This is a genomic window from Pseudomonas sp. MYb327, from assembly GCF_040438925.1.
GTDB lineage: Bacteria > Pseudomonadota > Gammaproteobacteria > Pseudomonadales > Pseudomonadaceae > Aquipseudomonas.
Genome location: NZ_CP159258.1, coordinates 4,998,477 through 5,015,712 on the forward strand (window position 1 = coordinate 4,998,477; position 17,236 = coordinate 5,015,712).

The window sequence follows — 17,236 nt, forward strand, 5'->3', positions numbered from 1 at the left end:
CACCGCGTTATCGTTGATCGCTGGCAAGCCAGCTCCTACAGGGCTTCATCGTCAGATGTTGGCGACTTTCTGCCAGACTTTCGGCTTGAAGAACAGCGTCTCGCCCTTCGCCAACCCGATCAGGCTGTCGTGATCCTTCACCACTTCGGCCTCGATCAGATCACTCTGCCCTTCCACCTTCAGCGTCACCCGCGTCGTTGCGCCCAGTGGACGGATATCCCGCACCTCCGCCGCATGGTGGTCATCCAGTTCATGCCGCGACAGCGACACTTCGTGCGGACGGAACAACACGTGGTTGTCTTCGCCCAGATGCAGACGGTTCGAATCACCCAGGAAGTGATAAACGAAATCGCTGGCCGGGTTTTCATAAACGTCACCCGGTGAGCCGATCTGCTCGATCACGCCCTTGTTCATCACCACGATACGATCGGCGACTTCCATGGCTTCTTCCTGGTCGTGGGTCACGAATACCGACGTCAGGTTGATGTCTTCATGCAAGCGCGCCAACCACCGGCGCAGCTCTTTACGGACCTTGGCGTCGAGGGCGCCAAACGGTTCGTCGAGCAGCAGCACTTTCGGCTCAACCGCCAGGGCTCGGGCCAAAGCGATCCGCTGACGCTGGCCACCGGAAAGTTGTTCCGGGTAGCGATCCGACAGCCAGTCCAGTTGCACCATGTTCAGCAGTTCATGGACCTTGGTCGCGATCTGGTTTTCGCTCGGGCGCTGGTTTTTCGGTTTCATCCGCAGGCCGAATGCGACGTTGTCGAAAACGGTCATGTGGCGGAACAAGGCGTAGTGCTGGAACACGAAACCGACGTTGCGATCACGCACGTCGTGACCGGAGACGTCTTCGCCGTGGAACACGATGTTGCCCTGATCCGGGGTTTCCAGGCCGGCAATGATCCGCAGCAGCGTGGTCTTGCCGCAGCCCGACGGGCCAAGCAGCGCCACGAGTTCGCCGCTCTGGATGTCCAGGCTGATGTTGTCCAGCGCCTTGAACGCATTGAAATTCTTGCTGACGTTACGCACTTCGATCGACATGAAATCATTCCTCCGCGGCGCTGGCGCGCAGGCGGTTAATACGGTTTTCGCTCCACTGCTTGAGCAGCAGGATGAAGAGCGCCAGGATCAGCAACAGGCTCGCCACGGCGAACGCGGCCACGTGGTTGTATTCGTTGTAGAGGATCTCGACGTGCAGCGGCAAGGTGTTGGTCACCCCTCGAATGTGCCCGGAAACCACCGACACCGCACCGAATTCACCCATGGCCCGCGCGGTACACAGCACCACGCCGTAGATCAGGCCCCATTTGATGTTCGGCACCGTGACGTGCCAGAACATCTGCCAGCCATTGGCCCCGAGCAAACGCGCGGCCTCTTCTTCCTGGGTGCCCTGCTCCTGCATCAGCGGGATCAGTTCACGCGCCACGAACGGTACGGTGACGAAAATCGTCGCCAGCACAATGCCCGGCAAGGCGAAGACGATCTGGATGTCGTGATCCTGCAGCCACGGCCCGAACAGGCCTTGGGCGCCGAACATCAGCACGTAGACCAGACCGGCGATCACCGGAGATACCGAAAACGGCAGATCGATCAGCGTGACCAGCATGCTCTTGCCGCGGAACGAGTATTTGCTCACACACCATGCGGCGCTGACGCCGAACACCAGGTTCAACGGCACCGAGATCAGTACGGCAATCACCGTGAGTTTCAGTGCGGACAAGGCATCCGGTTCGAAGATCGCGGCGAAGAACGCACCGAGGCCGAGCTTCAGGCCCTGGGAAACCACGATGAACAGCGGCAGCAACAGGAATAGCGCAAAAATCAGCCAGCCGAGGCCGATCAGGATGCGCCGCGACGTCGCGCTGCCACGGCGGGCGGCATTGGCCGAGGAGGCAGCTGCAATAGACGATTGGGACATGTTCGCGCCTCCTTATGGGGTTTCGATGCGCCGCTGCAGCAAGTTGATCAGCAGCAACAGGATGAAAGAAACCACCAGCATCAGTACACCAATGGAGGTAGCGCCGGTGTAATCGTACTGGTCTAGCTTGACCATGATCAGCAGCGGCAGGATCTCGGTTTTCATCGGCATGTTGCCGGCGATGAAAATCACCGAACCGTACTCGCCGACCCCACGGGCAAAGGCCAGGGCGAAGCCGGTCAGCCACGCGGGCAGCAATGCCGGCACCAGGATATGGCGGAAAACCTGCAGCGGCTTGGCACCCAGGCACGCTGCTGCTTCTTCGACTTCGCGCGGAATATCAGCCAATACTGGCTGTACGGTACGTACTACGAATGGAAGTGTCACAAAAGTCAGGGCAAGGGTGATGCCGAGCGGGGTGTAGGCGATCTTGAAACCCAAATCCGCTGCAAACTGACCGACTAAACCGGTAGGGGTGTACAACGCGGTCAGCGCGATACCGGCCACAGCAGTAGGCAATGCGAAGGGCAAGTCGATCATCGCATCGATGATTTTGCGTCCGGGAAAGGTGTAGCGAACCAGCACCCAGGCCAGCAGCGTGCCGATAATGCCGTTGATGATGGCGGCGTAGAGCGCGGTGCCGAAGCTCAGCTTCAACGCTGCCAGCACCCGTGGCGCCGAGATGATTGCCCAGAACTGATCCCAGGTGAGTTGAGCGGCATGCACGAACATCGCCGCCAGTGGTATGAGCACAATAAGGCTGAGGTACACCAAGGTGTAGCCCAGCGTCAGCCCGAAGCCGGGTATGACGGGGGAGATACGACGCGACATAAAAGTCCTTGGTTGAGAATGCGCAAAGCCCCGAAGATAAATCCGGGGCTCCTTGATAGCTATTTAAGATTACTGCGCCTGGTATATCTGATCGAACACGCCACCGTCGTTGAAGAATTTCGGCTGCGCGGTTTTCCAGCCGCCGAAGTCTTTGTCGATGGTCACCAGGTCCAGTTTCGGGAACTGCTGGGCGTATTTGGCGGCCACGTCCTTGTCACGTGGACGATAGAAGTTTTTCGCCGCGATTTCCTGTCCGGCCGGGCTGTACAGGTGCTTGAGATAAGCTTCGGCGATCTGCTCGTTGCCCTTTTTCTCGGCGTTCTTGTCGACCACGGCCACTGGCGGCTCGGCGAGGATCGACAGCGAAGGCACGACGATCTCGAACTTGTCGGCGCCGCCATCTTCTTTCAGGGCCAGGAAGGCTTCGTTTTCCCAGGCCAGCAACACGTCACCCTGACCGTTGTTGACGAAGGTGATTGTCGAACCGCGGGCACCGGTGTCCAGCACAGGCACGTGCTTGAACAGGGTTTGCACGTATTCCTTGGCCTTGGCTTCGTCACCGCCGTTGGCTTTCAGTCCGTAGGCCCAGGCGGCGAGGAAGTTCCAGCGTGCGCCGCCAGAGGTTTTCGGGTTCGGCGTGATCACCGATACGTCGTTCTTGACCAGGTCGCCCCAGTCCTTGATGCCTTTAGGGTTGCCCTTGCGCACCAGGAATACGATGGTGGAGGTGTAAGGGGTGCTCGCTTCCGGCAAGCGTTTCTGCCAGTCGGCTGGCAGGGTTTTGCCGAGCTTGGCGATTTCGTCGATGTCGCCGGCCAAAGCCAGGGTCACCACGTCGGCACGCAGGCCGTCGATGACCGCTCGGCCCTGCTTGCCCGAACCACCGTGGGATTGCTGGATCTTCACGCTGTCGCCGGCATGATCCTTCTGCCAGTACTTCACGAACTCGGCGTTGTAATCCTGATACAGCTCGCGGGTCGGGTCGTACGACACGTTGAGCAGTTCGTAATCCTTGGCAACCGCGGAACCAGCAAAAAGGGCACTGGCCAGCGCGGCCAAAGCGAAATGGCGAATCGACGACATGGTGAAAGCTCCTGGAATTCTATTTGTATTGGCTAGTTCTTATGGACTTCTGGAATCGCGGTGTTGGTTTGATTCTTCGCTTCAGCTCGGTTTGTTGCCCGTGTTCTGCAAGCGGAATTTTTCCTTGCGTTCGATCTGGACCACCTGGGCGTTGTGCACGGTGATTTCCACTGCGCCAAACCGCAGGTCGCGCAGGGCGCTCTGGATTTCACGCAGGATGGTTGCTTCGTCCTGGCCGTCAACGCTACGTAGAGATGCGCTCATGGTGCTGCTCCTTCGACTGAGAGGTTGCCTGGCAGTGGCGGCACTGCTTGCGGCGTGGAACCAATAGTAGAGAGGCGCAGATATTCTTAAAAAGACTATTTAAGAATGTTTATATAACCAGAAGACATTATTTGGCGGGACAAGGGTTTGCGGGGATTGCGCGACTGCCGAATCGTTAGAGCGCAAGGTCTTGCAGCGCACACACCATCCTGTAGGAGCCAGCTTGCTGGCGATCAGGTCATTAAGCCGTGCATCAAACTCAAGGCAGCCATCGCTGGCACGCCAGCGCCTACAAGGGATATTCAGCGAATTTCTGAAGTCTAGGACCAATGCAGTTGTAACGCTGGCACCGGCCGCCCGAACCAGTATCCCTGGCCCAGATCACAATCGTGCTCCCGCAAAAATGCTGCCTGCTCGACCTGCTCGATACCCTCCGCATGCACTTGCATCCCCATGCTCTTGGCCAGCGCAATGATCACGCGCACAATCGCCGCGTCATCGTCATCCCACGGCAACCCGGCGACAAAGCCCTGATCGATCTTGAGCTTCTGCACCGGTAAACGCTTGAGCCGCAGCAGGGACGAATACCCCGTGCCGAAATCATCGATGGCCAGCCGCACACCCAATTCGCGCAACCGGTGCATTTGCTCAAGCGCGACTTCCGGATCCTCCATCACCGCACTTTCGGTGACTTCCAGTTCCAGACATGCCGGCTCCAGACCAGTCTCACGCAGCACCTGCGCCACTTGCTGATACAACTCACGACGGGCGAACAGGCGCGACGACACATTCACCGCGACAAACGACAACACCACGCCATCCTGTTGCCATTGGCACATCTGCTGACACGCCTGTTGCATCACCCAGGCGTCGATTTCGGCGATCAACCCGGTGCGTTCGGCCACGGGTATGAATTCTGCCGGCGACACCAGGCCGCGCTGCGGATGCTCCCAACGCACCAGTGCCTCGACACCGATCACGCGACTGCTTTGAAGGTCATGGACGGGCTGGTAATAAACCCGAAGCTGCTGCAAATCCAGGGCTCGACGCAATTCAAATGCGATTTCCACTCGCTGTTGGGCATGGGCGGTCAACTCCTCGGTATAAAGCGCAAAACCGTTGCGACCAGCGCTCTTGGCTTTGAACATCGCCGAGTCGGCATTGCGCAACAATTGCTCGGCGCTGAGCGCATCGCTGGGGAACAGGCTGATGCCGATGCTGGTGTTGATAAACAACTGATGCTCATCGATCGAGAATGCCTCCTTCAAACCGTCGATGATTCGTTGAGCCAGCGCCGCCGCTTGGCCCGGTTGCGGGCAGCTTTCGGCGAGCACCGCGAATTCATCGCCCCCCAGCCGTGCCAGCGTGATACCCGGTCCGAACATGGCGTTCAGGCGTTGCGCTACCGCCTTCAGCAATTGGTCACCCATAGGGTGCCCGAGGCTGTCATTGATCATCTTGAAGTGATCCAGATCAATCAGCAGCAGTGCACAACCGCGCTTGTGAATCTGCGCCGACGCCAAGGCCTGTTCGGCGCGATCGGTGAACAGCAGGCGGTTGGGCAAATCGGTGAGTGGATCGTGGTGCGCCAGGTGCATCAGTTCGTGTTCGGAATTCTTGATCGCGCTGATGTCGGAAAACACCGCCACGTAATGGCTACGCCGCCTCCTGTCGTCGTGAATGATGCGGATGGTCTGCCATTGCGGGTAGATTTCGCCGCTTTTGCGGCGGTTCCAGATTTCTCCGCTCCACTCACCGGTGCTATCGAGGGTCGCGAACATCGCCTGGTAAAACGCCGGCGGGTGATGACCGGACTTGAACAGGTTGGGCCGCTGACCCAGCACCTCTTCGCTTTGATAGCCGGTGATCTCCATGAAGGCGCGGTTGACATGGACGATCAATCCTTCGTGATCGGTGACCAACACCCCTTCGCGAGTGCAATCGAACACGGCAGCCGCCTGACGCAGACGCTCACGGTCCTCACTGCGCTCGCGCAGCCTGGCACCGATTCCGAGGCACCGAAACAACCTCGCACGGGCAATGAAGATCAACACGGCGCTCAACACCACCCAGGCATAACCGTTGATCAGTTGCCAGCGCATTAGCTCGGCCGAGTCATCGAAGAACTTGTTCAATAAATAGCCACTGAACTGCAGCCAAATCACAGACAGCAACAGGTAAAGCAGCGCTGCACGCAAGGCATCGCTATAGCTGGCAGACATAAGGCTGTCCATGTCCCTACATAAAAGACGGGATTATAGGTTAATGACACATCCAGCGACTCTTATCTGAAAGGGCGACTGGTTTTATCTGTGAGCTTAGTGATAATGCAACGGCTGTTTTTTTCTTTATCGAGGGCCCTATAGCCTATGTGGTACGAAGGTTTTCTCGGCTTGTCGCCCTGGTCACTGGTGGCAGTCACCCTGCTGATGACCCACGTGACAATCGTCGGCGTCACGGTCTATCTGCACCGCTACTCGGCCCATCGCTCGCTTGAGCTGAATGCCGGCCTGAAGCATTTCTTCCGTTTCTGGCTGTGGCTGACCACGGCGCAGAACACCCGCGAGTGGACCGCTATCCACCGCAAGCACCACGCCAAATGCGAAACCGTCGACGACCCGCACAGCCCGGTCATCAAGGGCTTGTCTACCGTTCTACGCAAAGGTGCCGAGCTGTACCGCGCCGAAGCGGAAAACCCCGAGACCCTGCGCATCTACGGCAAGAACTGCCCGGAAGACTGGATCGAACGCAATCTCTACACCCGCTTCCCTTTGCTGGGCGTGGCAATCATGGCCGTCATCGACCTGCTGTTGTTCGGCACCATCGGCATCACCATCTGGGCCATCCAGATGATGTGGATCCCGGTCTGGGCCGCCGGCGTGGTCAATGGCCTGGGCCATGCCATCGGCTACCGCAACTTCGAATGCCGCGATGCGGCGACCAATCTGGTGCCTTGGGGCATCCTGATCGGCGGCGAAGAACTGCATAACAACCATCACACCTACCCTAACTCGGCAAAACTGTCGGTGAAGAAGTGGGAGTTCGACCTGGGCTGGGCCTGGATTCAAGTGTTCAGCTTCCTGCGCCTGGCCAAGGTCCAGCGGGTCGCGCCGATTGCCCATCGCGTAGAAGGAAAGGGCAACCTGGACATGGACACCGCCATGGCGATCCTCAACAACCGCTTCCAGATCATGGCCCAGTACCGCAAATTGGTGATCGGGCCGCTGGTCAAGCAAGAGCTGGACAAGGTCGATCATTCGGTCCGCCACCAGTTCCGCCGCGCCAAGCGTTTGCTCTCGCGGGAAACCAGCCTGCTGGACGACAAACACCACGTGCGCATCCAGAACATGCTCGAGCACAGCCAGGCGCTGAAGGTAATTTACGAAAAACGCCTGGCCTTGCAGCAGATCTGGGTCAAGACCAGCTCGAATGGTCACGACATGCTGGCAGCCATCAAGGATTGGGTACACGAAGCCGAAGCGAGCGGGATTCAATCCTTGCGTGACTTCGCCGACCAGCTCAAAACCTACTCACTGCGTCCGACTGCCTGACCCGATCGAAGGGCTGCCGTGTGGCGAGGGAGCAATCTCCCTCGCCACAGATAACGGGAACTTCGCTGCAAATCCTTCCTCTCAAAGACACTTCGCCCTCCAGGCGGGCTTCGTTGTAGCCGCTTCCGAATCCAGAGCGGCGCACGCCCTTTGAGATTTGTGCAAATGGTCAATCAAAACCATCAAGACTCATCCCTTCCGTCATGGCCTGAAGCGGCGCAAACCTTGCTGGCGCTGATGCACGCCCAAGGGGAAGTCGCGCGCCTGAGTGAACGCGAACAGCTGTTCAGCACCCTGTTGGTCAGCGTCAATGCGGTGCTTTGGGCATTCAACTTGGAAACCCGCGAGGTGCTTTACGTCAGCCCGGCCTATGAACGGATTTTTGGCCGTCCCGCCGATCTGTTGCTGGCCGACTACAACCAGTGGCGCGACGCCATTTACCCCGACGACCTGGAATATGCCGAGCGCAGTCTGGCGGACGTACTGGAAAAAGGCGCCGTGGAAGATCGCGAGTATCGAATCATCGCCGCAGACGGTCAGGTGCGCTGGCTCAGCGACAAATGCTTCATCAACCGCCAGGTTGAGCCGGAGCAGCCAGTGATCATTGTCGGCATCGCCGAAGACATCACCGACAAGAAACAGATGGAAAGCGAGCTGCAGCGCTTGGCCACGACCGACGCCCTGACCCAGAGCAGCAACCGCCGGCACTTCTTCGAAGGCGCCCACCGCGAGTTCGAACTGGCGCGAAAACAAGGCACGCCACTGTCGTTCCTGATGATCGACATCGATGACTTCAAACTGATCAACGACACCTACGGCCATCAGGTAGGCGACAGTGTGTTGCAACGTATCGCCGACGGCGGACGCGCGGCGCTACGCCGAGGCGATCTGTTCGGACGCATCGGCGGCGAGGAATTCGCAGCGGTGTTCCCGGGCTGTACGCCGGACCTGGCCCTACAAGTGGCTGAGCGCGTGCAACGGGAGATCCAGCGCTTGAGATTCAGCCATGACGGCCAAGCGTTTGGCATCACTGTCAGTCAGGGGCTGACCAGCCTCACCGACGAGGATGAAAACGTCGAGAGCCTGTTCGCCCGTGCGGACGCGGCGATGTATCAGGCAAAACGCGAAGGCAAGAACCGGATCGTTACGGCCTGACCGCCCAACACAAGCGATCCCGGACTACTCGGTCAGCCAGATATAACGCCATCGCCGGCAAGCCAGCGCCTACAGGTTTCAGGCTTACTTCTTGCGCATCCGCATCAACTCCGGCAAGCCGATCTGCAGCAACCGCGCTGTCCGGCTCTTGGCCAATTCTTCAATACCTTCATGCTCAGTCAGCCGCGCCAGTTGCCCTGCCATGTTCATCACCAGCGCTTCGCGGGAGTAAACCCCGCCACCGAGCTGATAGACCGCCGCAATCAGTTCGCGCAGCTCCAATGGCAGGCGCCAGCGGGTGCGCAGGGCCGAGCCGTAGGCCGCGCCAAATTCGGCCAGCGCCTCGCCGACCGCTTCTTGCTCGTCCAAGTCACCACCGGCCTGCTTCCATTCTTGCAAACAGCGCAGCAACGCCAGATCACCAAGACAATGAAGCATGCCGGCGCAGTAGCAACGCGCCTGATCCAGATCCAGCAAGCGCGCCAGCGTCCGCGCGTATTCCGCTGTGTGCAAAGACAAGTCCCAATAGCGTTCGGCATAGTCCGACAGATACGGGTCGCTGAGCCGCGCACTGCGCTTCAAGGCCAGACCGAGAATCAGGTTCATGCTCTGCCCGGTGCCCAGTCGGTGCAGCGCCTGGGCCAGGGTTTGCACGGCGACACCATGGTGCTGGGCCGCGCTGTTGGCAGCGGCGATCAGCACGGCGGTGATTTGTGGATCGGTACGGATCTCGTCTTCCAACACCGCCAAATCCAGGCCCTTAGGATGGAGGCTGCGCTTGACCGCCCGCTGCACGTCGGTCATCAGCGGCGCGCCTTCGGCCAGTTCGCGACGGCGCTCGAGGAATATCGACAAGGTCATGCCTGGCGCCAGCGCCGGTATTTCGCAAGACACCTCTTCACCGGCATCAAGCAACAAACCCTGCAGACGATGGGTGAGGCTTTCCATGTTCAGGGGTTTAGTCAGGTAAGCGGTGGGCGCTAGCGGCAATGCCTCGCGCACACTCGCGCTGTCATTACGGCTGCTCATCAGAATGAATGGCAACGGCGGATTGCGTTTGCGCTGGCGCACGCTGCGCAACACATTCAGGCCATCGACCCCGGGCAACTCCCAGTCGACGATCACCAGGTCATAAGGCTTAGTCGCCAGCAATTCCAGCGCCTGTTGGCCGTTGGCACACAAATCCAACCGCGCATCGCAGCGGACGTTCAACAACACTTCCTTGAGCAAATCGCGGGACCAGGGATCGGCCTCGGCGATCAGCACTCTTGGAATGGCGGGTAAATCTACGACAGTCATACAGCTCTCCCTGGCAATGCCCTGAACCTTATCCAATGCGGGTCCCTTCGATATAGTAGCAATACGTCGTATCTGTTTTGGCAGACATGAAAAAACCCGCCGAAGCGGGTTTTTTGTCGATCAGGTCACACTCGGCGATCAGAGTTCAGAGAAGCACTCTTCAATGATCGCCAGACCTTTGTCCAGTTGCTCGTCCGGCGAGGTCAGCGGTACCAGGACGCGCAGAACGTTGCCGTAGGTGCCGCAGGACAGCAGGATCAGGCCCTTGTCGCGAGCCTTGGCCACAACGGACGCCACGGCTGCAGCGTTAGGCTTGTGGCTGTCGCCGTCTTCGAACAGCTCGACCGCGATCATCGCGCCCAGGGCACGCACTTCACCAATGACCGGGTACTTGGCCTGGATAGCTTTCAGACCAGTCACCAGACGCTCGCCAACCGCTTTGCAACGATCCAGCAAGTGCTCTTCTTCGAACACTTCCATCACGGCCAGGGCCGCGGCGCAAGCGATCGGGCTACCGGCGTAGGTGCCGCCCAGACCGCCTGGAGCGATAGCATCCATGTATTCGGCTTTGCCGCAAACACCGGCCAGTGGGAAGCCGCCAGCGATGGATTTGGCGAAGGTGGTCAGGTCGGCAGCAACACCCATCTGTTCCATGGCGAAGAACGTACCGGTACGGCCAGCGCCCGTTTGTACTTCGTCAGCGATCAGCAGGATGCCGTGTTGGTCGCACAGGGCACGCAGACGCTTCATGAACTCTTTAGGAGCGACGTAGAAACCACCTTCGCCCTGAACCGGCTCGATGATGATGGCAGCGATGTCACGCGGCTCGGCGTCGTTCTTGAAGATGCGTTCGATGGAAGCGATCGAATCGTCGATGCTCACGCCGTGCAGTTCGTTCGGGTACAGCGCGCGGAACACGCCGCCTGGCATCAGGCCCATGCCGGCCGAGTAAGGCACGACTTTACCGGTCAGGCCCAGGGTCATCATGGTGCGACCGTGGTACGCGCCGGTGAAGGCGATCACGCCAGCACGGCCAGTGGCGGCACGGGCGATCTTGATGGAGTTTTCCACGGCTTCGGAACCGGTGGTGACCAGCAAGGTTTTCTTGGCGAAATCACCAGGCACCTTGGCGTTCACTTTTTCGCACACTTCCACGTACGGTTCGTAAGCCAGAACCTGGAAACAAGTGTGGGTCAGCTTGTTCAGCTGCTCGGTCACGGCGGCGATGATTTTCGGGTGCACGTGGCCGGTGTTCAGCACAGCGATACCGCCGGCGAAGTCGATGAACTCGCGACCTTCAACGTCGGTCACGGTGGCGTTCTTCGCGGACTCGGCGAAGATCGGGTGAATCTGGCCAACACCACGTGGAACAGCATTGGTACGGCGGGCCATCAAATCAGCGTTAGTCTTGCTCATACATTCCTCATTCGCCGCTCATCGGTCGGCGTGGTTCAAGGATTAAGCGGCGGGGAAGTAACGACGGCAGCATGCGATGATCGACTGCCGCAGCGTTCCCGGCCACCGAGAAAATTCCGGTTTTGAAGCAACGCAAAGGGACAGCGCTCTCGTGCCCTTTGCGTTTGAAGCGATGCCTTGCCGGGCATATGCCCTCGAGCTTAGATGCCCAGGCAGAGGTATTTGATTTCCAGGTAATCTTCGATGCCGTACTTGGAGCCTTCACGACCCAGGCCCGAGGCCTTGATGCCGCCGAACGGCGCGACTTCGTTGGAGATCAGCCCGGTGTTGACGCCGACCATACCGTATTCCAGGGCTTCAGCCACCCGGAACACGCGACCCAGGTCGCGGGCATAGAAGTACGAGGCCAGACCGAATTCGGTGTCGTTAGACATCGCGATCACGTCGGCTTCGTCTTTGAAACGGAAAAGCGGAGCCAATGGACCGAAGGTTTCTTCCTTGGCCACGGCAGCGTTGTTCGGCACGTTGGTCAGGATGGTCGGCTCGAAGAAGTTGCCTTCGATGGACTTGCCGCCGGACAGAACGGTGGCGCCTTTGGACACGGCGTCAGCGATGTGCTCTTGCACCTTGGCCACGGCTTTTTCGTCGATCAGCGGACCGGTGGTAGTGCCGTCTTCCAGACCGTTGCCGATCTTCAGTTTGGCCACAGCCACTTTCAGTTTCTCGGCGAACGCGTCGTAGACCGAATCCTGAATGTACAGACGGTTGGCGCAAACGCAGGTCTGGCCGTTGTTGCGGTACTTGGAAATGATCGCGCCTTCGACAGCCTTATCCAGGTCCGCGTCGTCAAACACGATGAACGGTGCATTGCCGCCCAGTTCCAGGGACACTTTCTTGATGTCCTTGGCGCATTCCGACATCAGTTGACGACCGATTTCGGTCGAACCGGTGAAGGACAGTTTGCGCACGATCGGGTTGCTGGTCAGCTCGCTGCCGATGTCGCCGGCGCTGCCGGAAACTACGCTGAACACACCGGCCGGAATGCCGGCACGCTGGGCCAGTTCAGCCAGGGCGAAGGCGGAGTACGGTGTTTGCGACGCAGGCTTGAGGACCATGGTGCAGCCGGCGGCCAGGGCCGGGCCGGCTTTACGGGTGATCATCGCAGCCGGGAAGTTCCAAGGAGTGATGGCAGCGGTCACGCCAATTGGTTGCTTGATCACGATCAGACGCTTGTCTGGCTGGTGACCCGGAATCACGTCACCGTAGATGCGCTTGGCTTCTTCAGCGAACCATTCGATGAACGAAGCGGCGTAAACGATTTCGCCCTTGGCTTCGGCTAATGGCTTGCCTTGCTCCATGGTCATCAAGCGAGCCAGGTCGTCCTGGTTCTCGATGATCAGTTCGAACCAGCGACGCAGCTTGTTCGCACGATCCTTGGCGGTCAGTGCACGCCAGGCCGGCAGCGCTTTGTCAGCAGCTTCGATGGCACGGCGGGTTTCGGCAGCGCCCATTTTCGGTACGGTGCCCAGAATTTCGCCCGTTGCCGGGTTGTTGACCTTGATCGTTTGACCATTGTCCGCATCAACCCAAGCGCCATCGATGAAGGCTTGCTGGCGGAACAACTGGGTGTCTTTAAGCTGCATGTCGGCTTTCCTTAACAGCACCGTAACAATACGGAGCGAATTATGATTGTAGAAAGGCGCCTCAATAGGCTGCCGTCAGGGAAATCATTCACCGGGCTGAAGCACATAAATAGCGCACGGAATGAACTCGTGCGGTTCAGCACCCAGACAAGAGCGTTTGAAATCTCAAACGAATCCTAGGATCAAAGGGGGTAAAGGACAATAGGGCGTTCGAAAAAAAGAACGAAAACGTCTTTTTTGCTGCATTTTTCTGATCAACGTAGCAAACGCAAGTTACGCTTTGGAAAAACCCAGTCGATTCAGCAGCATGGACGCCCGCAGTGCATATGAGTATCATGGCGCCCGCTGCACCAGTAGCTCAGCTGGATAGAGTACTGCCCTCCGAAGGCAGGGGTCGTGGGTTCGAATCCCGCCTGGTGCACCATGAATAAACACGAGAAAGCCTCAGGCCCTTTGGGTCTGGGGCTTTTTTGTTGGGCGCAAAAAAACCGCCTAAGCGGTTTTTTTCATTCTGTCGTCCAGTCAAACTCGTCGTATTCATCATCGTCCTCGTCATCCTCGATAATTTCTTCTTCGAGCATGTCGCCTTCAATAAGGTCTTCTTCCGGCTGATTCAGCAGAAAGTCCTTACGACTCTCGGTAATCGCTCGCCGCAGTTCCTCACCCTTTTCCGGGCAGTTGAGCATTTGGGCGATGCGGTCGATTTTTTTTGCCACGGCATCCTCCAACGCATCTGCTATGGCCCGATAGTGCGCGTTTTCGGGCCTGAATGCCAAATCGCCCGGTTTGGTTCGACCGTTCTAAAAACTTCAGCGGTGATAGCGCCGCACCACACTGCTGTTTTTCAGCACGTGGCCTTTGATTTTTTCCAGAAACTGCGCGCGGGTCAGGCCGGCCGGCAAGGCATCCGGTGCCAGGTCCAGTGCATAGATCTGGATGATGTAATGATGCGCACTGTCGCCAACCGGCGGGCAAGGGCCGATGTAGCCTGTGGTGCCTTTGCTGTTGGTGCCGCCCACGCCTTCGAGCGCGGATTTGGCACCGACGCCGGCCGGGATCTGGTGAGTGGCGGCCTTTATGCCGTAATGCACCCAGTGATCGACACCCTGGCCTTTCTGGCCATCCGGGTCGTGCATGACGACGGCGTAGCTGAGCGTGCCTGCCGGGCCAGCGTTCCAGCTCAGCGCCGGTGAAACATTGTGCCCGCCGCAACCGGCGGCATCGCTGGCGGCGGCCGAAGTGAACAGTCGGTCGTCCGATACACCCGGGATGTTCAGGGTGAAACGCTCCTGGGCCGCGTGCGCCGGAAATTGCACGCAAAGGGCGACTGCTACGGCCGCGAGCCAAGGGTTCAGAGAGGTCAATCGGGTCATGCCGGAGTACCTTGTGCGGGTGGGGCCGTCGTCGGCGTGCAAACTATAGCCGGACCGTTGACGCGGTGGCAGTGGGAATTGGATGAACCCCGACAATAGCGCCAGACAATTTTCTTATAAAAAATCGTTTGGTTTTGCGTCTGCTACGCAGACGAGCGGGAGCGAGCTCCCTCGCCACATTGGTGTCGAACTCGATCCGCGTTTACTGGACCTCGCCGCCCCCACCGAACTTGCTCATCACAAAACCGACGAACTCTTCGACGGTCATTTTCTGGCCGTTGAATTCCACCTGATTATTGGCGTAGTGCAGTTTGCTGACGATGTTATTGCCGTCCAGTTTCGCCAACTGCGTGCCAACGGCCATGCTGCCAAACATGTCGGCAGTGGCGGTGGCTTGATCCGCGATCAATTTGGCGTCGGTCTGACCGTCGATTTGCGATTGCACGGTGAGCACGTCAACGAGCATGGGCTTGGACACTTGCAGATTGATGTCCAGCAGCGCGATCAGTTGTCGCACCAATTGATCCACCGGCAGGTCGATCGCCTGCGGTTTGGTCAGGTTCAGCACCAGGTTCGCACGACTTTCGCCATGGGGCGTGGTGAACGACAGGCTTTCCAGAGCCACCTGCGGACCGGCTGCGAGCAATTGCTCCAGATTGGTTTTGAGTTGCGCTTCTTCGGCTTCGGTCAGTTTCAGCTCTGGTACTGGTTGACCCGCCTCAGCCGCTTCGGTGGCAGCCTGCTCGTACGGCTGCAGCTTGGTCTGGTAAACCTGCATCAGCGCCATCGTCGACGGAATGTCGAGGTTCTTCAGGCTCAAGGCCATTTGTGCCGAGCCGACAGGCTTGCCGTTCAAGGACACTTCGCCAATCTTGTAATCGGCACGCCCGGAAGCGCTGGTGCCGGATTCCTCGGTGTGATTTTTCATTTCGAAATTGTTGAAGCCCAGCACTGACTGTTTCGGGCCGAAGGTGGTTTTGCTGTTCTTCAGCACGACCGTGTTCTCGCCCGTGTAAAAGCCGTAGGTGCTTTTGTTCAGATTGCTGGCCAGGGTCAGGCCGTTCAATTCGACCTGCACCGGCGCCTGATCTTCGGAAACGGTGGTTAGCTTCAGACTGTCCATGTAGCCATCGGCTTTGACCTTCTGCGCCTGGGCACTGGCCGCAACGTCGACCTTGAGGCCGGAGAATTTCACGCTGGACTTGTCATCCAGGGCCGCTTCCAGCGGCAGCAATTCCAGGTTGCCGTTGGTGGAGTTGTCGTAGCCGATGTTGACCACGCCTTTGAGCGGCGAGGCGTCCTTGGTCGCGGCGAACCATTTTTCGGTGAGCGGCGTTTTTTCCAGTTCGTAGTGACTGGTGGCCATGACCGGTAACCACTTCAGCGACATCAGGCGCGAGAACGGCAGCGGGCCGTGTTCGACGTGGTCGACAAACAGCAACTCGATTGGCGTCTCGCCAAACATTTCACCTTCGCCCTTCAGACGATAGTGCGCGGTGCTGCTGAATACGTGGCGCTCCAGCGACACCAGTTCCAGCGACGCGGTGCCTTTGTGACCCACCAACGCCGCCTGCAACTGCTGGTTAGCGTCAGCCAGGGAGCTGTTCAATACGCCTTCGATTTTGGTGCCGGTGTACCAGGCACCGCCGACGCTGATTGCACCGATGACGACAACAATTCCCAGGAGCACGCCTGCTGATTTATTCATGAATGACCCGATCAATGTCCGTAGTTGAAGGTGTGGTCGTCTTCCCTGAACCCATGACGGGTTGCGGTCACGACTGTGCTGAAAGTGGCGTGCAGATTAGCATCAGGCGCGGCGGGCGACCCAATGATTAAGGGTGAAAGAGTGTTTATGGGACGTTGCTGCAAGACGCGAGCATTGCGGTGTTGATTCGATTGCTATCGCTGGCAAGCCAGCTCCTACGGGAATTGTGTGAAACCTGTAGGAGCTGGCTTGCCAGCGATGGCGTCAGTGTCATCAACACAGATTCAGGAATACTGCACTTCGATCTCATCCAGCTGATGATCAAAGGTTTTGAGCCGCGCCGTCCACGTGTACACCAGCACTTCAAAATCCCGGTTGATCACCGCCCCGCCGGTCACTTCCCCTCGCGGGTCGCAGAAGTCCAGCTGATAACGCTCGCGCGCCATGGCCGTGGCGACGTCCGCCAGCTCCCGGGCATTGTTGAGCCAGTGCCGACCGTCGTCGGCCACTTGTTTGTCCAGCTCCAGGCATTGTTTTTTCAGGGTTTCGAGACTCTTTTCCAGCGGTGTGCCGGTGAGTTCCCCCATGACTTCCTGGAACGTGCGCCCCGGTTGCCAGTAACTGCCCCAGAAATAGCGATCGAACACCGTTTCGACACGGCGCAGCGCGACCTTGGTGTCCCAGATCAGGACCAGGGTCTTGCCTTGTTCGAGTTGTCTTTTTTTGATTTTCTGGGTCTGGACGGACGCCCAGGCCACCACCGCGATGGACATCACGGCGATCAGCGCGGTGGCGCTGTCGAGGAACACCAGAGCCTTGTCGATCTGATGGGCCAGCATGATGCCGTAGAAGTAGGTCGCCGAGAGCAGCACTAACGCCACAACGGCGCACCAGAAGCCGAGAGCATAAGGGTTTTTCATTATTGGTTTCCCCATGACCTGCGCGAGCCTTGTGCGAAGCAGGGGCATTTTTCACGAACGCCCCGGCGACACTTC

Annotated in this window: 15 protein-coding genes and 1 tRNA gene; 3 read left to right on the top strand and 13 right to left on the bottom strand. The window is 58.6% G+C overall.

All coding sequences use genetic code 11. The features are described from left to right. Positions 1-51 precede the first annotated feature (51 nt). The 6 genes from ABVN21_RS22495 to dibA all read right to left on the bottom strand — a co-directional run bounded on the left by ABVN21_RS22495 (position 52) and on the right by dibA (position 6,318). Positions 52-1,041: a sulfate ABC transporter ATP-binding protein gene (locus ABVN21_RS22495; protein ID WP_339553666.1), complete on the bottom strand. Its 990-nt coding sequence runs from the start codon at positions 1,039-1,041 to the stop codon at positions 52-54. A gap of 4 nt (positions 1,042-1,045) precedes the next feature. Then, complete coding sequence (gene cysW, locus ABVN21_RS22500) at positions 1,046-1,918, bottom strand: sulfate ABC transporter permease subunit CysW (RefSeq protein ID WP_084318326.1); 873 nt, start codon at positions 1,916-1,918, stop codon at positions 1,046-1,048. A gap of 12 nt (positions 1,919-1,930) precedes the next feature. Then, the gene (gene cysT, locus ABVN21_RS22505; RefSeq protein WP_034148416.1) at positions 1,931-2,749 is read right to left on the bottom strand and encodes a sulfate ABC transporter permease subunit CysT; all 819 of its coding nucleotides are present in this window, start codon (positions 2,747-2,749) and stop codon (positions 1,931-1,933) included. A 69-nt stretch (positions 2,750-2,818) separates the two neighbouring features. Then, complete coding sequence (locus ABVN21_RS22510) at positions 2,819-3,832, bottom strand: sulfate ABC transporter substrate-binding protein (RefSeq protein WP_339553667.1); 1,014 nt, start codon at positions 3,830-3,832, stop codon at positions 2,819-2,821. A gap of 81 nt (positions 3,833-3,913) precedes the next feature. Continuing rightward, positions 3,914-4,096, bottom strand: coding sequence for a sulfur starvation response protein OscA (gene oscA / locus ABVN21_RS22515; RefSeq protein WP_339553668.1), 183 nt, complete (start codon positions 4,094-4,096; stop codon positions 3,914-3,916). A 320-nt stretch (positions 4,097-4,416) separates the two neighbouring features. Then, entirely contained in the window at positions 4,417-6,318 is a 1,902-nt protein-coding gene (dibA, locus tag ABVN21_RS22520) for a phosphodiesterase DibA (RefSeq protein WP_339553669.1), read from the bottom strand. 147 nt (positions 6,319-6,465) lie between these two features. On the opposite strand from dibA, the gene desA reads away from it, so the two are divergent. Both desA and ABVN21_RS22530 read left to right on the top strand, forming a co-directional pair. Further along, positions 6,466-7,647 (top strand): delta-9 fatty acid desaturase DesA, encoded by a 1,182-nt coding sequence (gene desA / locus ABVN21_RS22525; RefSeq protein WP_339553670.1) that lies wholly within the window; start codon positions 6,466-6,468, stop codon positions 7,645-7,647. Positions 7,648-7,812: 165 nt separating this feature from the next. Next, positions 7,813-8,802: a sensor domain-containing diguanylate cyclase gene (locus ABVN21_RS22530; protein ID WP_339553671.1), complete on the top strand. Its 990-nt coding sequence runs from the start codon at positions 7,813-7,815 to the stop codon at positions 8,800-8,802. Between the two features lie 84 nt (positions 8,803-8,886). On the opposite strand, the gene ABVN21_RS22535 is transcribed toward ABVN21_RS22530, so the two are convergent. The 3 genes from ABVN21_RS22535 to gabD form a co-directional block, all read right to left on the bottom strand. Continuing rightward, complete coding sequence (locus tag ABVN21_RS22535) at positions 8,887-10,101, bottom strand: response regulator (protein WP_339553672.1); 1,215 nt, start codon at positions 10,099-10,101, stop codon at positions 8,887-8,889. Between the two features lie 138 nt (positions 10,102-10,239). Further along, complete coding sequence (gene gabT / locus ABVN21_RS22540) at positions 10,240-11,517, bottom strand: 4-aminobutyrate--2-oxoglutarate transaminase (RefSeq protein WP_339553673.1); 1,278 nt, start codon at positions 11,515-11,517, stop codon at positions 10,240-10,242. A 200-nt stretch (positions 11,518-11,717) separates the two neighbouring features. Next, a complete protein-coding gene (gene gabD, locus ABVN21_RS22545) occupies positions 11,718-13,160 on the bottom strand; it encodes an NADP-dependent succinate-semialdehyde dehydrogenase (RefSeq protein WP_034148409.1) in 1,443 nt (480 codons plus the stop codon). A 347-nt stretch (positions 13,161-13,507) separates the two neighbouring features. Between gabD and ABVN21_RS22550 the strand changes: the two genes are divergently transcribed. Beyond that, positions 13,508-13,584 (top strand) — tRNA-Arg (locus tag ABVN21_RS22550). Positions 13,585-13,666: 82 nt separating this feature from the next. Here the strand turns inward: ABVN21_RS22550 and ABVN21_RS22555 are convergent. The 4 genes from ABVN21_RS22555 to ABVN21_RS22570 all read right to left on the bottom strand — a co-directional run bounded on the left by ABVN21_RS22555 (position 13,667) and on the right by ABVN21_RS22570 (position 17,161). After that, complete coding sequence (locus ABVN21_RS22555; RefSeq protein WP_339553674.1) at positions 13,667-13,936, bottom strand: hypothetical protein; 270 nt, start codon at positions 13,934-13,936, stop codon at positions 13,667-13,669. A 33-nt stretch (positions 13,937-13,969) separates the two neighbouring features. Continuing rightward, positions 13,970-14,533 carry a YbhB/YbcL family Raf kinase inhibitor-like protein gene (locus ABVN21_RS22560; protein WP_339553675.1) on the bottom strand — a complete coding sequence of 188 codons (564 nt, stop codon included), beginning with the start codon at positions 14,531-14,533 and terminating at the stop codon, positions 13,970-13,972. Between the two features lie 202 nt (positions 14,534-14,735). Continuing rightward, complete coding sequence (locus tag ABVN21_RS22565; protein WP_339553676.1) at positions 14,736-16,241, bottom strand: YdgA family protein; 1,506 nt, start codon at positions 16,239-16,241, stop codon at positions 14,736-14,738. Between the two features lie 284 nt (positions 16,242-16,525). Further along, positions 16,526-17,161 carry an NADH:ubiquinone oxidoreductase subunit N gene (locus ABVN21_RS22570; protein ID WP_339553677.1) on the bottom strand — a complete coding sequence of 212 codons (636 nt, stop codon included), beginning with the start codon at positions 17,159-17,161 and terminating at the stop codon, positions 16,526-16,528. Positions 17,162-17,236 lie beyond the last annotated feature (75 nt).

Coding starts and splice junctions, on each gene's coding strand:
- ABVN21_RS22570 (WP_339553677.1), bottom strand. CDS start 17,161: ATGAAAAACCCTTATGCTCTCGGCTTCTGGTGCGCCGTTGTGGCGTTA.
- dibA (WP_339553669.1), bottom strand. CDS start 6,318: ATGTCTGCCAGCTATAGCGATGCCTTGCGTGCAGCGCTGCTTTACCTG.
- ABVN21_RS22495 (WP_339553666.1), bottom strand. CDS start 1,041: ATGTCGATCGAAGTGCGTAACGTCAGCAAGAATTTCAATGCGTTCAAG.
- ABVN21_RS22565 (WP_339553676.1), bottom strand. CDS start 16,241: ATGAATAAATCAGCAGGCGTGCTCCTGGGAATTGTTGTCGTCATCGGT.
- ABVN21_RS22530 (WP_339553671.1), top strand. CDS start 7,813: ATGGTCAATCAAAACCATCAAGACTCATCCCTTCCGTCATGGCCTGAA.
- gabD (WP_034148409.1), bottom strand. CDS start 13,160: ATGCAGCTTAAAGACACCCAGTTGTTCCGCCAGCAAGCCTTCATCGAT.
- cysW (WP_084318326.1), bottom strand. CDS start 1,918: ATGTCCCAATCGTCTATTGCAGCTGCCTCCTCGGCCAATGCCGCCCGC.
- ABVN21_RS22535 (WP_339553672.1), bottom strand. CDS start 10,101: ATGACTGTCGTAGATTTACCCGCCATTCCAAGAGTGCTGATCGCCGAG.
- gabT (WP_339553673.1), bottom strand. CDS start 11,517: ATGAGCAAGACTAACGCTGATTTGATGGCCCGCCGTACCAATGCTGTT.
- oscA (WP_339553668.1), bottom strand. CDS start 4,096: ATGAGCGCATCTCTACGTAGCGTTGACGGCCAGGACGAAGCAACCATC.
- desA (WP_339553670.1), top strand. CDS start 6,466: ATGTGGTACGAAGGTTTTCTCGGCTTGTCGCCCTGGTCACTGGTGGCA.
- ABVN21_RS22560 (WP_339553675.1), bottom strand. CDS start 14,533: ATGACCCGATTGACCTCTCTGAACCCTTGGCTCGCGGCCGTAGCAGTC.
- cysT (WP_034148416.1), bottom strand. CDS start 2,749: ATGTCGCGTCGTATCTCCCCCGTCATACCCGGCTTCGGGCTGACGCTG.
- ABVN21_RS22510 (WP_339553667.1), bottom strand. CDS start 3,832: ATGTCGTCGATTCGCCATTTCGCTTTGGCCGCGCTGGCCAGTGCCCTT.